Origin of the sequence: Catenulispora acidiphila DSM 44928 (assembly GCF_000024025.1) — a bacterium.
Taxonomy (GTDB): Bacteria; Actinomycetota; Actinomycetes; order Streptomycetales; family Catenulisporaceae; genus Catenulispora; species Catenulispora acidiphila.
This window is the reverse complement of record NC_013131.1, coordinates 2,835,669-2,850,535: the sequence shown is the minus strand read 5'-3', so window position 1 is coordinate 2,850,535 and position 14,867 is coordinate 2,835,669. Positions and strand designations below refer to the sequence as shown.

The following is a 14,867-nucleotide window of genomic DNA, read 5'->3' as shown; positions in this document are numbered from 1 at the left end:
CACCGCCCCTATGGCTGACGCTGCCACCTTCGCCACCGAGACAGAACCGTATCGGCGGGAGCTGTTCGCTCACTGCTACCGCATGCTCGGATCCGTCCTCGATGCCGAGGATCTCGTTCAGGAGACCTATCTGCGGGCGTGGCGTCACTACGACAAGTTCGAGGGACGTTCGTCGGTGCGTACCTGGCTCTACCAGATCGCCACCAACGGATGCCTGACGGCGTTGGCCAAGCGGCGTGATGCCGAGCGTCGGGTCCTGCCCTCCGGGCTGGGCCCGCCAGAGGACAACACCGAGGCAGCGGTGTTGGAACCCGACCGGCGTGTGCGGTGGGTTCAGCCGGTCCCGGACGCGCTCATCGCGCCTGAGTCCGGTGATCCGGCAGCAGTGGTTGCCGCGCGGGAGGGAGTGCGGCTGGCGCTGGTCGCCAGTTTGCAGCACCTTCCCGCGCGGCAGCGCGCTGTGCTGGTCCTGCGCGAGGTGTTGGCACTGCCGGCCAGCGAGGTGGCCGAGATCCTGCAGACCTCGACGGCGTCGGTGAAGAGCGCGCTGCAACGGGCGCGGGCGACGCTGCGGGAGCAGGCGCCGGCCGAGGACCGGATCAGCGAACCGAAGGCGCCGCAGGCCCGGGCAGTGCTCGAGCGCTACATCAAGGCGTTCGAGAACGCCGACGCCGACGCGTTGCAGCAGCTGCTGGTCCAGGACGCCACGATCGAGGCACCGCCGATGCGCGCATGGTTCCAGGGAGTCCAGAAGTGCGTGCCGGTCCTGCGGCACGTAATGGGCGAGCCGGGGCAGTGGCGCATGCTTCCCATCACCGGAGGCGCGAACGGCTCTCCGGCGGCTGCGGGATACCTGCGCGACGAGGACGGCCGGTATCGGCCGTACGGGGTCGTCGTGCTCGACGTCGTGGGCGATCGCATCGCGCGCATCACCTCCTTCGGCGATCCGGCGCTGCTTCCGGTCTTCGGCTTCGAGAACGCGCCGATCGGGGCTGACGCAGAGGTGCGGTTGGTTTGTGGGTATTTAGAAGCTTTTTACGTCTTCGAGCATGGTTTGATGGCCTCGCAGGGGGCGCAGTTCGGTGGTGCGTAGCTGGGTGGCGTTGGCGGCCGGCGGTTGTTCGTGTTCACGACCGCGCGCCGGTCCGAGTCACTGCGCATGCGTTGGGGATGGCGGGTGGCGGCCGCGTTTGAGGGGCACCTGAAGTCAAGGTCAAGGGCAGGCGCCTCCGGCGGGGGCACTCTGCAACGGGGGGTCGGGCCGGGTCGGGCTGGTCAGTGCCGGTCTGAGTGTTGGTCGCCTTTGTCCCGGATCCCTCGACGCTGTCGTCGCCGTAGACGGAATCATTGCGGCCTGGCGGAATCAAGTCGGATCGCAATTGCTGTAGTCGTTTTCCGTGCGACTTGACACCGCCAGTCCACAATGATTGGCAGAGCCCGCCGACAGCGACGAGGGATCCGGGACAACACCCCTGTGGGGAGCAGGTCACCGGCCTATCGCGTAACACTTACTCCGCGCGGGGATGCCAGTCCGACCGCAATGCTTGTGAAAAGCGCCGCCGTTTTCCGAAGATGTCGGCGAGTTGGTGAAGCAGCAGCCTGCCACCTGCTTCGGTGGATCCTCCACACTATACGGGGTTGTGTCCCGGATTCCCCGTCGCGTCGGCGGGCTCTGCCAATCTTTTCGGACTGGCGGTGTCAAGTCGAGCGTTTCTCCATCACAGCAAAAGCGATCCGACTTGATACCGCCAGGCCGAAATGATTCCGTCTACGGCGACGACGCGACGGGGAATCCGGGACTGAGGCGACCACAAGCAACAACCGGCAGCAGACAACGCGGCGCCCCCTCCCCGGAGCGAGGCCGCTCGCCGCGAAGGCGCCGCCGGAGGCCCTGCTTCTGATTTTGACTTCAGGTGCCCCTCAAACGCGGCAGACAGCCGCCAACACAAACGCGTGCGCAGTGGCTCGGACCGGCGCGCGGTCGTGAACACGAACAACCGTCGGCCGCCGACGCTACTCAGATGCCCACCACCGAACTGCGCCCCCTGCGAGGCCATCGACACCCGCGCGAAGCCGTAAAAAGCTTCTAAATACCCACAAAACAACCGCACCATCCTCCCCAAAAGCGCCACCACCACCCAACCACCACCCCCAACTCACGAGCACAAAAAAAGGGGCGGGAACCGGCGCACACGGTCCCCGCCCCGAGCGCCCGCGGCCGGCTGCGATCGGCCGGGGGCGCTGACCCGCGTCAGTCGTCGCCGCGGGGGCGTCGGGCGCGGGCGATCGTGTCGCGCAGCCAGAGGGCGCTGCGCTTGGGGGTGCGGGTCTGGGTCTGGTAGTCGGTGCGGATGATGCCGAAGCGCTTGTCGTAGCCGTAGGCCCACTCGAAGTTGTCCATCAGGGACCAGGCGAAGTAGCCGCGGATGTCCGCGCCTCGCTGGCGGGCCTGGGCCACGGCGGCCAGGTGCGTGGCGATGTAGTCCGTGCGGTCCTGGTCGTCGACGAAGCCGTCGGCGTCGGGGACGTCGTTGTAGGCCGCGCCGTTCTCGGTGATCACCAGGGGCGTGCCCGGGTAGTCCTCGCTGATGCGGACCAGGAGGTCGGCGAAGTCCTCGGGCATGACCTCCCAGTCGATGTAGGTCTTGGGGAGGCCGCCGAAGTCGATTGTGCGGGTCACCGGGCGGCCGTCGGCGTCGGTGGTGCCGCCGTCTTCGCCGAAGCCGGTGGTCTTCATCGAGCGGTAGTAGTTGACGCCGAGGGTGTCCAGGGGCGCGGCGATGATCTCCAGGTCGCCGTCCTGGACCGGGATCGGGACGTCGATCGCGGCCAGGTCGGCCAGCAGGTCCTCGGGGTAGGCGCCCTTGAAGATCGGGTCCATGTAGGCGCGGAAGTGCAGGGCGTCGCCGCGGCGGGCGGCCTCGACGTCGACCTCGGAGTCCGAGGCCGGGACCGAGTTGCCCAGGATGTGGGTGATCGCCAGGTCGATCGGGCGCTCGGCGGCGGCCGCGGCGGCGCGCAGCCGCTGGGTCGCCAGGCCGTGCCCGAGCAGCAGGTGGTGGATGGAGGCGACGCCGTCGGCGAAGTCCTTGCGGCCCGGGGCGTGGACGCCCTCGACGTAGCCCAGCCAGGCCGAGCACCACGCCTCGTTCAGCGTCGTCCAGTGCTCCACGCGGTCGCCGAGGCGGTCGTAGACGATCTCGGCGTAGTCGGCGAACCGGTAGGCGGTGTCGCGGTTCGGCCAGCCGCCGGCGTCCTCCAACTCCTGCGGCAGGTCCCAGTGGTACAGCGTGAGCCAAGGAGTGATGCCGGCGCTGTGCAGCTCGTCCACGAGGCGGTCGTAGAACGCCAGGCCGGCGGCGTTCGCCGGGCCGCTGCCCCCGGGCTGGACGCGCGGCCAGGACACCGAGAAGCGGTAGGTGTCGACGCCGAGGGACTTGATCAGCCCCACGTCCTCCGGCATCCGGTGGTAGTGGTCGCAGGCGACGTCGCCGTCCTCGCCGTTGTCGATCGCGCCCGGAACGCGGCAGAAGGTGTCCCAGATCGACGGGGTCCGGCCGTCCTCACCCACCGCCCCCTCGATCTGGTACGCCGAGGTCGCGACGCCCCACCGGAAGTCGCGGGGTAGCTCCAAAGACATGGTTCTCCTCAATGCTCTGATACAGCTCACGCAGAAGGGTGCAGGTAGCAGGCCACGGTCCGCTCCGGGGCCGAGGCCGGCCGGACCAGCGGCGGGGGCGAGACGCCGCAGGGGTCGAAGGCTTTGGGGCAGCGCGGCTGGAAGGCGCAGCCGACCGGCATGTCCCGCAGGTCCGGGGGCGAGCCGGGGATACCGGCCAGCTCGCGCCGGGGACCGCGCAGGGCGGGGAAGGAGTGCAGCAGACCGTCGCTGTAGGGATGCAGGGACTTGTCATAGAGGTCCATCGCCGGCGCCTGTTCGACGATCCGGCCGCCGTACATGATCGCGATCCGGTCGCTGAACTCCACCAGCAGCGACAGGTCGTGGGTGATGAAGATGACCGAGAAGCCCAGCTGGTCCTTCAGTTTCGCCAGCTGCTTCATGATCTGCCGCTGCATGACCACGTCCAGCGCGGTGGTCGGCTCGTCCATGATGACCACGCGCGGCTCCAGGGCCAGCGCCATGGCGATCATCACGCGCTGCCGCATCCCGCCGGAGAGCTGGTGCGGGTAGCTCTCCAGCCGGTCCTGGGCGATGCCGACCAGGGTCAGCATCTCCGCGGCGCGCTTGAGCCGCTCGGCCTTGGAGGACTTGGGCCGGTGCTCGGCGATGACGTCGGTGAGCTGCGCGGCGACGGTGGCCACCGGGTTCAGCGAGTTCATCGCGCCCTGGAACACGATCGACACCTGGCTCCAGCGGAAGGCGCGCAGCTCGGCGTCCGTCATCCGCAGCAGGTCGACGGTGTCGCCCTCGTCAGTGTGGTAGAGCACTGATCCGCCGGTCACCACCCCGGGCGGGGGCAGCAGCCGGGTGGCGCCGTAGGCCAGGGTCGACTTGCCCGAGCCGGACTCCCCGGCCAGGCCCAGCACCTCGCCGCGGTTCAGCGTCAGGTCAACGGTGTTGACCGCGCGCACCGAGTGCTCGCCGACCCCGTAGTCGACGGACAGGCCCTTGATTTCCAGCACCGGTCTCATCGGCCGCCACTTTCTGCAATGTCCGCCCGCGGCGTGAGCACCGGGGTGAATCCGATCCGCATCCGGGTCTTGCGCCCGTCGGCGGTGCGGACCACGGCCTTGCCGCCGCCGCGCAGCCGCGGGTTGACGATCTCGTCGATCCCGAAGTTCACCAGGGCCAGCGCCGTGCCCAGCAGCGCGATGCACAGCCCGGCCGGCACGAACCACCACCACGCGCCGATCGCCAGCGCCTGCTGGCCCTGCGCCCAGAAGAGGACCTCGCCCCAGTTCCACTCCGAGATGCCCGAGACGCCGACGTAGGCCAGCGCGATCTCGGTCATCACGGCGAACATCACCGTGCCGATGAAGGAGGAGGCGATGATCGCGGTGAGGTTGGGCAGGATCTCCACGGTGACGATGCGCCAGGTGGACTCGCCGTTGGCCTTGGCCGCCTGCACGAAGTCCCGGTTGCGCAGCGAGAGCGTCTGCGCTCTGAGCAACCGCGAGCCCCAGGCCCAGGAGGTGCAGCCGATGACCAGCGCGATCGCCCAGTCCCCGGAGTTCGGGATGACGTTGGTGACGATGACGATCAGCGGCAGCGCCGGGATCACGATGAACACGTTGGACAGCGTGGACACCGAATCGCCCAAGAAGCCGGACAGGTAGCCGGAGGTGACGCCCACGATCACGGCGATCACCGTGGCCAGGATGCCGGCGAAGAAGCCGACGAACATCACGCTGCGGGTCCCGACCAGGATCTGGCTGAAGATGTCCTGGCCCAGGTGCGTCGTGCCGAACCAGTGCTTGGCCGACGGGCTCTGCAGGATGTCGTTGCTGCGCTTGGAGGGGTCGAAGGGCGCGAGCGCGTCGCCGAAGAACGCGACGAGCGTGAACAGCAGCAGGATCGCGAGGCCTATCGAGACCTTGGTGCTCGGTATCCGGAAGCGGATCCTCGCCCTCCCGGTCGCCACCGCCGCCGTCGGTTGCGGGGACACCACAATCGGCTGGCTCATCGGGTCATCCCTCCTTCCGGGTACGCGGGTCGAGCGCCATGTAGGCCAGGTCGGCCAGGAAGTTCGCGGCCAGCACCGCGACCGTCACCACCAGGAAGACGCCCTGGATCAACGGGTAGTCGTGCCCTGAGATGGCGTTGATGAGCTGGAGCCCGACGCCGGGCAGGGAGAAGACCTGCTCCACCAGGAACGTGCCGCCGACCACCAGGCCCAGCGCCATGCCGAAGCCGGAGACCGAGGGCAGCAGCGCGTTGCGCGCCGCGTACTTGGTCATCACGCGCGTCCCGGACAGGCCCTTGGCGTGCGCCACGGTGATGTAGTCCTCGGCGGTGACCGTGACCATCATGTTCCGCATCGACAGCAGCCAGCCGCCGATCGAGGTGACGATGATGGTCAGGGCGGGCAGGATCATGTGGTTCAGGATGTCGCCGGCGATGTTCCAGCCGGGGACGTTGCCGACGGTGTAGCCGCCGGAGGTCGGCAGGCCGAGCGGGCTGGCGAGCCAGGCCACGCAGATCAGCCCGAGCCAGAAGTAGGGGATCGAGGACAGGAACGAGGTCGCCGGCAGCAGACCGTCCACCCACGTCCCGCGCTTCCAGCCGGCGAACACCCCCAGCCCGGTCCCGATCAGGAAGGCCAGGATCGTGGTGGTGCCGATCAGCCCGAGCGTCCAGGGCAGCGCCGAGCCCAGGACCGTGGTCACCGGCTCGGGGAAGTTGCCGAAGCTGATGCCCAGGTCGCCGTGGGAGAGCTGGACCAGGTAGTGCCAGTACTGCGAGGCCAGGCTCTGGTGCTTGTCCAGGCCGAACAGGATGTTCAGGGACTGCACGGCCTGGCTGTCGACCTCGCCGCGGCGCTGCGCGAGCAGGGAGTCCACGGCGTTGCCGGGGATCATCCGCGGGATGAAGAAGTTGATGGTGATGGCCGCCCAGAGCGTGAACAGGTAGAAGCCCAGGCGGCGCAGGAAGTACCTCACGGCTCTGCCCCCTCCAGCTCGGGCGCCTCGGGCTCGGCGGACGTGGTCTCGAGCCCGGCGACGGTCGTCATGGGTTCCAGCTCCGCGTCATCGCCGTCCTCCGCGACCTCGCCGACGTCGCCGGCCTTGCCGACCAGCGCGGTCGTCTCGTTCTCGCCGCCCTCGTCGCCGAACAGCCAGCAGGCGACCCAGTGGTCCGGCGCGTCGCCGACCAGCGTGCGCTCCGGCACGCGGACCCGGCACACCTCCATCGCCTTCGGGCAGCGCGGGTGGAACCGGCAGCCGCTCGGCGGGTCGATCAGGCTCGGCGGTTCGCCGGAGTCCTCCTCGTCGATGGGCTCGGTCGCCCCTCGGACGCGTTCGGGATCCGGCGCGGAGTGGACCAACAGGTGGGTGTAGGGGTGCGCGGGGCGCTGCGTCACCGTCTCGGAGTCGCCGCCCTCGACCATGCGCCCGGCGTACATCACCAGCGTCTCGTCGGCGAAGTAGCGCGCCGAGGCGATGTCGTGGGTGATGTAGAGCACTGCCAGGTTCAGCCGGTTCTTCAGATCCGCCAGCAGGTTCAGCACGCCGAGCCGGATCGAGACGTCCAGCATCGAGACCGGCTCGTCGGCGAGCAGCGCCTCGGGGTCGGCGGCCAGCGCGCGGGCTATCGACACGCGCTGGCGCTGGCCGCCGGAGAGCTCGTGCGGGTACTTGTCCAGGTACAGCGAGGCCGGCGTCAGCTGGACCCGGCCCAGCAGCTCGGTCAGCGACTGCTCGCCTTCGTAGCGGCCGTGGATCTTCAGAGCGCGGGTCAGGTGGTGGCGCACGGTGTGCACCGGGTTCAGCGAGGCGAACGGGTCCTGGAAGATCAGCTGGACCCGGCGCGCGTACGCCTTGAACTGCCGTCCGCCCTTGACCGCGGTGGACACCCCGTCGATCCGGATGTCGCCGCCGGTACGCGGGTAGAGCTGCGCCAGCAGGCGGGCGACCGTCGACTTGCCCGAGCCGGACTCGCCGACCAGCGCGGTGACGCGCCCCTTGCGCAGGCTCAGGGACACGTCGTCCACGGCATGCACGACCTTCGGGACGCGGGACAGGGCCGCGCGGCCGCGGGCCCGCACCGGGAAGTGCTTGGTCAGCGCCTCGGCTTCCAGGACCACCTCGTGGTCAAGCGCCGTCATCGATGGGTTCCTTTCCACGGGCCGGGCGGCGGCGCCCCTCAACGCCGCCACCCGGCCCTGGTCACGCCGGACAGTTGGTCGACTGCCCGGTCAGGAGGACGGGGTCAGGTGCAGGACGATGTCTTCCATCCCCCAGCGGGTGGGCTGCGGCGCCTCGTAGGCGTTGTCCGCGCTGGGCCAGCCGCTCCAGTTCTTCGTGGAGTACTCCGCGCCGAGGTTGCCGGCCGAGGTCGGGATCATCGGCATCTCCTGGACGAACAGCTGCTCCAGGTTGTCCATGGCCGCCTTGCGCCCGGCGTCGTCGGTGGCGTTGGAGTACGCCTTCAGCGCGGCGTCGGCGGCGGGGTTCTTGTACCGGCCGAAGTCGCCGGTGGCCGCCGTGCCGAGCGGCTCCAGACCCGCGGAGTCCATGATCTGGTCGTACATGTCGTACGGCGTGGTCCCGGAGTTGGTCCAGTGCAGCGCCGCGTCGAAGTTGCCCTTGGCGATGTTGTCGAACCAGGCGTCGTCGTTGGCCTTGTCGACCGTGGCGTTGATGCCGATGCTCGCCAGGTTGTCCTTGATGATCGCCAGGTCGGTCTGGTAGTCGTTCCAGTCCGCCGGGTCGGTCAGCGTCATCGTCACCGGCTTGCCGGTCGGGTCCACCAGGGTGGTGCCGCTGTAGGTGAAGCCGTTGTCGGTCAGCTCCTTCTTCGCCGCCGCCACGCCGGTGACCGGCGAGATGTTCTTGAACTGCGCGGCGATGTAGGGCTCGCCCTGCGGCGTCGGGATGCCGGTGACGTTGGCGATCTCCGGCTTGAAGTAGCCGGCCTCACCCTGGTTGAAGATGTCGTCGCGGTTGATGACCATGCTCATCGCGCGGCGCAGGTGCGGGTTGTCGTACGGCTTCTTGGTGGTGTTGAACCACAGGCCGTCGGCGGAGAGCTGGGCCGGGAAGTAGAGCTTGTAGTGCGCGGGGTCCTTGGCCACGAACGTGCTCTTGGCGTCCGACATGAAGTAGTAGCTCCACTCGGCCGCGCCGGAGGTCAGCGCCGCGCCCATGGTGTCGTTGGAGCTGTAGGTGGTGAAGTTGATCGTCTTCACCTTCGGCGCGGTGCCCCAGTAGTCGCTGCGCGCGCTGACGGTGACCGTCGAGGGCGTGGTGGTCTTGATGGTGTAGGGACCGGTGCCGATCGGGTTGGCGACGGTGTCCTTGGACGGGTCGGCCATCGCCGACCACTGCTTCTTGTTGATCACCTGGGTGGACAGGATCTTCGTGCGGTTCACGTACTGCGAGCCGTCGAAGGACACGGTCACCTGGTTGCCGCTGGTCGTCACACCCTTGATGGCCAGCGAGTAGTAGTCGACTTCCTTGTGGTCCTTCTGGATCTGGAAGGAGTAGGCGACGTCGTCGGCGGTCAGCGGCGTGCCGTCGGACCACTTCACGCCGTCGCGGACGGTCAGGGTCACCTGGCTGTAGTCCGGCGACCAGCTCCACTTGGTGGCCAGCCACGGCGCCGGGTCCTGGTCCGGCTTGGCCTCGTCCTGCATGGCCAGCGGCTCCCAGATCAGCCAGGTGTAGCCGAGCTTCTTGGCGAACGAGGAGTCCAGGTAGGGGTTGTTGTTGGCGGGCAGCGTGGCTCCGTCGGGCATGCCGACGTTGAGCACCGTCTTGCCGCCGCCGGTCGAGGCGCCGCCGCTCTTGCTCTTGCTGCTGCCGCACCCCGCGGCGAGGGTGACGGCCAGGCCCGCGGCCAGCAGCGCGGCGAGCGGACGCCGGGCTGCGGTGCCGGATGTCGCGAAGGTCATTCCTTCTCCTCCAAGCTGGGGATCCGTGCCGCGCGCCCCGTGCGAGGGTGCGCGGTATCGCGGCGCGGCCCGAAGCGGGCGCGCGTGCGGGCGGATCGGGATGGAATCCAGTCCTGTGCTGTGGTCCTGTACTAGCTCTTTGGTGCGGTGGAGCTCCGGACGACGAAGTCGGTCGGGATGACGACCGGTTCGGCCGGCAGGGGCTCGCCCCCGAGGTGAGCCGTCAGCAGCCGGGCCGCGGTGGCCCCCAATTCGCGCAGGGGCTGGTGGACCGTGGTCAGTGGCGGCTCGGTAACGGCGGCACACTCGACGTCGTCGAACCCGACGACGGCGACGTCCCCCGGCACCGCGATTCCGGCCTCTCTCAGCGCCTGCATGGCGCCCGCAGCGGAGAGGTCGTTGTGCGCGAAGACGGAGTCGAACTCGACCCCGTCGGCCACGGCCCGCGCCACTGCGGCGTGACCCGAGGCGATGCTGAAGTCGCCCTCCAGCACGGCTTCGGCCGGCAGCGGATGCCCGGCCTGCTCGAAGGCCTCGGCGAAGCCCTCGAGCCGTTCGGTGACGCAGCCGAAACCCAGCTTGCCGGTGACGACCACCGGATGGCGGCGGCCGGTCTCCAGCAGGTGGTGCGCGGCGGCGCGGCCTCCGGCGCGATTGGTGGTCGCGACGGAGGCGAACTGCGGCCGGCTCTCCCGGTCGTCGATGAGGACGACCGGCAGCCCGCCGGTGTGCAGCTCGGTGATGTAGTCCAGGGTCCCCTCCGGCTCGATCACCAGCAGCCCGTCGAACGCCTTGGCGTTGACCTGGCTGGCGAAGCGCCGCATGGACTCGTCCCCCTGATTGCAGGTGAAGAGCATGACCCCGAGCTCCCCGCTCTCCACCACGTCCACCGCCCCCTGGATCACCTCGCCGATCCACGGCCAGGTGAGCGAGGGCACGAGCATCCCGATGACGCCGGTGCGCCCGCGCGCCAGGGATACCGCCCGAGCGCTGGGCACATAGCCGAGCTCGTCGATGACGAGCCGCACCCGCGCCACGGTCGAGGCGTCGAGCTCGCCCTTGCCGTTGAGCACGCGGGAGACCGTGGTCTTGCTGACCCCGGCCCGGGCCGCGACGTCGGCGATGGTGATCGGCATGGACAGCGCCTTTCGGACGGCTTGTGCCAACAGGGAGTGTCAGTGCTGTGGTGCGTGCAGCTGTGCTGTGGTGCTGATGCAGCGTTGCCGTGCAGTGGTGCGTGCAATGTGGTGCGTGCGCTGTGCTCAGAATGCCAGTGCGGTGCTAGTGATCGTGCTCTCGGTCGGTCCGCGGGGACGGTACCGGAACCGGTCTCGCGACCGCTTACGGCACCGGTTCCGAAACCGGTTCCGGGGAGCAGTCAACACCCGGCGGGGCGGCTGGGCAATAACGACGGGGTAACGTTCTGGAAACCTGACGGTGTCCCGGCCGGCGCGGCGGATCTGTACCGGCGGCGCCGGGTGCGGTTACCTTCGAAAAGTGCTGACACTGGGGGAAGAACTGCTGCTGGTCGCGCTTGATCCCGACAAAGGCGTACTGCCGGGGTCGGCGGCGATGCAGATCGGATTGAACGCCGCCACGCTGGCCGAGTTGGCGGAGGCCGGGTGCGTGCGGCTGCGGCTGCCCAACGGCGCACCGGGCGTGACGGTCGTGGCCGGCGCCGAGGAGCCGATCGCCGGGCAGCCACTGCTCGCCCAGGCTCTGGAGCAGGCCCGCTCCATGCGCGAAGGCGACCGGCATCCCGAACGGGCCGTGAAGAACTGGGTCGCGCCCTCACTGCTCGCCTGTCTCAGCTCCCTGCGAGACCGTGAAATCCTCGCCTGGGACCGGCCGAACAACGGCGCGGGGAGCTACGGCCGCTTCCGCCTCCTCGACACCGAGGCAGCCGCCTCGGCCCGCGCGCGCGTCGAACGCGTGGCGGCGGGCGCCGACCCGAGCGAGCGCGATCTGAACTTCGCCGGAATCGTCCACGGACTCGGACTCGACACGAGCCACCTCTACAAAGGACGGCGCGACCGAAAAAAGCGCGCGGCACTGGCGGCAGCGGTGGAACGGCAGCGCTTTTCCGTCTTGCTCAGCCGGGTATTGCCCCAGCCCTCCCCCGGACAGAAGTTCACCTTCGACTCCAGCAGGGACCTGCAGATGGCTGTGGAGATGGTCAAGGCGTGGGACAGAACTCCCTGATCCGTGGGTACTTCTCCCCTCGCACCGCCGCTTCGGCGCCCGTCATGCTGTGCCGGACAGCACCGGAATCGGATGAGGGGGACGGCGTCGTGGCCGACACAGGCGCTTTCAGCATCGACCTGCCGCTGATGAGTACGGTCACCGCGGACTTGGAGAGTCTGGTCTCCAGCGGCGGCAGCGCGCTGAGCGAGTTGGGGTCGCTGGCGGTGGGTGCGGCGATCTTCGGTGAGATCGGGTCGATGGTCGGGTCGGTCAACGGGCAGCTGCACGAGAACCTTGTCAGTTCCCTGACGTCCGGGCTGGGGTTGTTCGGGACGCTGAACGGCGCGGTGCAGTGCTGCGCCAGCGACTACGCCTCCCTGGACACGATGGTCTCGGACAGCTTCGGGAGTCTGGGCCTCGGCGGGTCGCTGCCCTCGACGCCGGTCGCCGGGACCAGTCCGGCGGACGTGAACAAGTGGTGGACCGGGCTCAGCAGCGATCAGCGGGCGGCGTTGGTGGCCAGTGAGCCGGCGAAGATCGGGGCGTTGGACGGCGTGCCCGACACCGTGCGCGACTCCGCGAACCGGACTGTCCTGTCGAACCTGCAAAAGCAGACCCAGCAGCAGATCACCGATCTGAAGAACACGCAGACCCTGCCCTTCGCCGACGACCCGATGGTCGCGGCGATGCAGCAGAAGCAGATCACCGAGCTGCAGGGCAAGCTCGACGGGATGAACGAGGTGCAGAAGGTGCTCGCCAACGGCGGGACCAACGGCACGCCGCAGAAGTACCTGCTGGAGGTCGACACCAACGGGGTCGGGCACTCGATCATCGCCAGCGGCAACCCGGACACCGCCGACAACGTCGTGACCGTCGTCCCCGGCGTGAGCACCGATCTGTCGGTCGGCAGCGTCGATGCCTACACCAAGGGCGCCGACGCCATCGTGGCCTCCGCGCACAACGCCGACCCGGCCCAGACCACCTCGGCGGTCGCGTGGATGGACTACAACGCCCCGGCGACCGTCCCCGGCGCGCTGTTCTCCGGGCCCGCGCACGCCGGCGGACCGGTCCTGGACAACTTCCAGCAGGGTCTGTACGCCACCCACGACCCGAGCGATCCGCTGCACACCACGGTGATCGGCCACAGCTACGGCACCACCGTGGTCGGCGAGGCCACCCAGGCGCCCGGCGGCCTGCGCGCCGACGACGTGGTCCTGGCCGCGAGCCCGGGCATCAACGTGGACAACGCCGCGGCGATGAACGTCCCCGGCGGCACCGCGCACGTCTGGGCCACCCGCGACGACAACGACCCGATCGTCTGGGCCGAGGGCTTCCACGACACCGACCCGGTGACCCCGGCCTTCGGCGCGCACGTCTTCAACGGCGGCGTCGGCCCGAGCGGCCTGGTGGCCGCGCACGACTACTACTTCGACCCCACCTCGCCGGCGATGGCGAACTTCGGGCAGATCGCCACCGGCCACTACAACCAGGTGACCTCGCCCCCGCCGGTCAAGCCGGACCCGTCGTGGTCGTACCCGATGTTCGAGTAGCGCGGAGCACCAAGGCTTCGGGGAGAGAGGGCCTCCCCGACGAAGCGAGGTCCCGGTTCGGCTTCGGCCGGGCCGGGATCACGCTTTTGTGAGAGAAGAATTGGGAGAAGGATCATGTGCTCGCCCGCTCTTTGGCGACGGCGGTTGAGCGCGCGCTGATGAGCGCGACGGCGACGAACGCGACCGCGCTCGCCGTCAGCAGCCAGGCGGCATGGCGCACGAAGCCGTTCGCAGTGGCGGTACCGGCCAGCGCGCTGAACACCGCGACGCCCAACGCGGCGCCGGTCTGCCGAGCGGTGTTGCTGGCGCCGGAGGCGATGCCGGGAGCGGCGGGCAGCGTGCGGAGCGCGGCGGCGACGATCGCGGGCGTCAGGATGCTGAGTCCCGTGCCCCAGACCGCGAGCGCCGGGAGGAGTCGGAGCAAGTCGGGACCGTCGATGCCGGTGGCGATGCCGACGAAGCCCGCCGCCGCGAGGAACAGGCCGACGGTGCTCGTGCGCCAAGGTCCGAAGCGGGTGGTCAGGCGTCCCGCTGTCGTGCCGAGCAGTGGCAGCGGCAGCATCCCGGGGAGCAGCAGCGCTCCGGCTCGCAGAGGGCTGAGTCCGTCGGTGTCCTGGAGGACTTGCGTCATCAGGAACAGCGAGCCGAGGACGCAGAAGTTCATCAATCCCGCCACCGCGCACGCCGCTGCCAGCGGTCGCCGAGCCGCGGCTTCAACCTGAAGCAACGGTCGGGCGGATCGGCGCTCGAAGAAGCGGAACGCCACTGCGGCCACCACTGTCATCGCCAGCATCACCGCGCTCAAGCCCGCCTCATCGCGCACCTGCACCACAGCGGTCACCGCACATGCCAGCATCACCACGAGTGCCGCCGCGCCCGCCCAGGGCACGTCGGACCACGGGACACCACGTTCCGCGGACGCCTCGCCGGCATCGGAGGCAAGGTTGTACGACCCCTGCGACCGCCGCGAGCGCTGCGACCCCCACAGCACCGCGGCCAGCGCGACCACGATCACCGGCACGTTGACCCAGAACACGGCGCGCCACTGCCCCGTCTCCACCAGCAGCCCGCCGACCAGCGGTCCGGCCGGCAGCGCCGCCCCGCCGACCGCCGCCCACAGCCCGACCGCCCGTGCCCGCGCCGCCTCGTCCGGCGCCGTGTCCGCCAGCAGCGCCAACGTGCCGGGCAGCATCAGCGCCGCGCAGACGCCCTGCGCCGCGCGCCCCGCGATCAGCCAGCCCAGTCCCGGCGCCAGCGCGCACACCACGGAGGCCGCGCCGAATCCGGCGAAGCCCGCGACCACCACGCGCCGGTGCCCGAGCAGGTCCCCGATCGCGCCGCAGGCCAGCAGCAGCGCGGCGAGCGGCACGGTGTAGGCGTCGACGACCCACGCCAGGCCCGAGGCGCCGGCGTGCAGTCCGGTCCCGATCTGCGGCAGCGCGACGTTCACGATCGTGACGTCCAGCAAGACCAGGAAGTACCCGCCGCACAATCCCAAGGTCAACGCTCGACTCGTGCGCTCGTTTCGCATGCTTCGATCCTCGGCCCGGAATACTTC

The 14,867-nt window shown here is 69.5% G+C and carries 11 protein-coding genes; 3 read left to right on the top strand and 8 right to left on the bottom strand.

Annotation, left to right across the window (positions count from 1 at the left end; all coding sequences use genetic code 11):
• Positions 1-10: 10 nt before the first annotated feature.
• Entirely contained in the window at positions 11-1,093 is a 1,083-nt protein-coding gene (locus CACI_RS12550) for a sigma-70 family RNA polymerase sigma factor (protein WP_012786729.1), read from the top strand.
• A 1,158-nt stretch (positions 1,094-2,251) separates the two neighbouring features.
• On the opposite strand, the gene CACI_RS12545 is transcribed toward CACI_RS12550, so the two are convergent.
• The 7 genes from CACI_RS12545 to CACI_RS12515 form a co-directional block, all read right to left on the bottom strand.
• Entirely contained in the window at positions 2,252-3,640 is a 1,389-nt protein-coding gene (locus CACI_RS12545) for a GH1 family beta-glucosidase (protein WP_012786728.1), read from the bottom strand.
• Between the two features lie 26 nt (positions 3,641-3,666).
• Positions 3,667-4,653, bottom strand: coding sequence for an ABC transporter ATP-binding protein (locus tag CACI_RS12540; RefSeq protein ID WP_012786727.1), 987 nt, complete (start codon positions 4,651-4,653; stop codon positions 3,667-3,669).
• Positions 4,650-5,645 carry an ABC transporter permease gene (locus CACI_RS12535; protein ID WP_012786726.1) on the bottom strand — a complete coding sequence of 332 codons (996 nt, stop codon included), beginning with the start codon at positions 5,643-5,645 and terminating at the stop codon, positions 4,650-4,652. Before CACI_RS12535 ends, CACI_RS12540 begins: the two co-directional genes overlap by 4 nt.
• A 4-nt stretch (positions 5,646-5,649) precedes the next feature.
• Complete coding sequence (locus tag CACI_RS12530; protein ID WP_012786725.1) at positions 5,650-6,621, bottom strand: ABC transporter permease; 972 nt, start codon at positions 6,619-6,621, stop codon at positions 5,650-5,652.
• Entirely contained in the window at positions 6,618-7,787 is a 1,170-nt protein-coding gene (locus tag CACI_RS12525) for an ABC transporter ATP-binding protein (protein WP_012786724.1), read from the bottom strand. The genes CACI_RS12530 and CACI_RS12525 overlap by 4 nt, the downstream gene beginning before the upstream one ends.
• Positions 7,788-7,877: 90 nt before the next feature.
• Entirely contained in the window at positions 7,878-9,575 is a 1,698-nt protein-coding gene (locus CACI_RS12520; RefSeq protein ID WP_012786723.1) for an ABC transporter substrate-binding protein, read from the bottom strand.
• A 131-nt stretch (positions 9,576-9,706) separates the two neighbouring features.
• Positions 9,707-10,711 carry a LacI family DNA-binding transcriptional regulator gene (locus CACI_RS12515; protein WP_012786722.1) on the bottom strand — a complete coding sequence of 335 codons (1,005 nt, stop codon included), beginning with the start codon at positions 10,709-10,711 and terminating at the stop codon, positions 9,707-9,709.
• A gap of 361 nt (positions 10,712-11,072) precedes the next feature.
• Here CACI_RS12515 and CACI_RS12510 point away from each other — a divergent pair, with 361 nt between their 5' ends.
• Positions 11,073-11,777 carry a GOLPH3/VPS74 family protein gene (locus tag CACI_RS12510; protein WP_041540186.1) on the top strand — a complete coding sequence of 235 codons (705 nt, stop codon included), beginning with the start codon at positions 11,073-11,075 and terminating at the stop codon, positions 11,775-11,777.
• An 89-nt stretch (positions 11,778-11,866) separates the two neighbouring features.
• Complete coding sequence (locus CACI_RS12505; protein ID WP_041540185.1) at positions 11,867-13,309, top strand: alpha/beta hydrolase; 1,443 nt, start codon at positions 11,867-11,869, stop codon at positions 13,307-13,309.
• 112 nt (positions 13,310-13,421) lie between these two features.
• On the opposite strand, the gene CACI_RS12500 is transcribed toward CACI_RS12505, so the two are convergent.
• On the bottom strand, positions 13,422-14,840 hold the full coding sequence (locus CACI_RS12500) for an MFS transporter (protein ID WP_012786719.1): 1,419 nt from the start codon (positions 14,838-14,840) through the stop codon (positions 13,422-13,424).
• Positions 14,841-14,867 lie beyond the last annotated feature (27 nt).

What these genes read in the sequence shown, in the direction of transcription:
- CACI_RS12500 (WP_012786719.1), bottom strand. Translation starts at nt 14,840, where the DNA reads ATGCGAAACGAGCGCACGAGTCGAGCGTTGACCTTGGGATTGTGCGGC.
- CACI_RS12545 (WP_012786728.1), bottom strand. Translation starts at nt 3,640, where the DNA reads ATGTCTTTGGAGCTACCCCGCGACTTCCGGTGGGGCGTCGCGACCTCG.
- CACI_RS12540 (WP_012786727.1), bottom strand. Translation starts at nt 4,653, where the DNA reads ATGAGACCGGTGCTGGAAATCAAGGGCCTGTCCGTCGACTACGGGGTC.
- CACI_RS12535 (WP_012786726.1), bottom strand. Translation starts at nt 5,645, where the DNA reads ATGAGCCAGCCGATTGTGGTGTCCCCGCAACCGACGGCGGCGGTGGCG.
- CACI_RS12550 (WP_012786729.1), top strand. Translation starts at nt 11, where the DNA reads ATGGCTGACGCTGCCACCTTCGCCACCGAGACAGAACCGTATCGGCGG.
- CACI_RS12515 (WP_012786722.1), bottom strand. Translation starts at nt 10,711, where the DNA reads ATGCCGATCACCATCGCCGACGTCGCGGCCCGGGCCGGGGTCAGCAAG.
- CACI_RS12525 (WP_012786724.1), bottom strand. Translation starts at nt 7,787, where the DNA reads ATGACGGCGCTTGACCACGAGGTGGTCCTGGAAGCCGAGGCGCTGACC.
- CACI_RS12520 (WP_012786723.1), bottom strand. Translation starts at nt 9,575, where the DNA reads ATGACCTTCGCGACATCCGGCACCGCAGCCCGGCGTCCGCTCGCCGCG.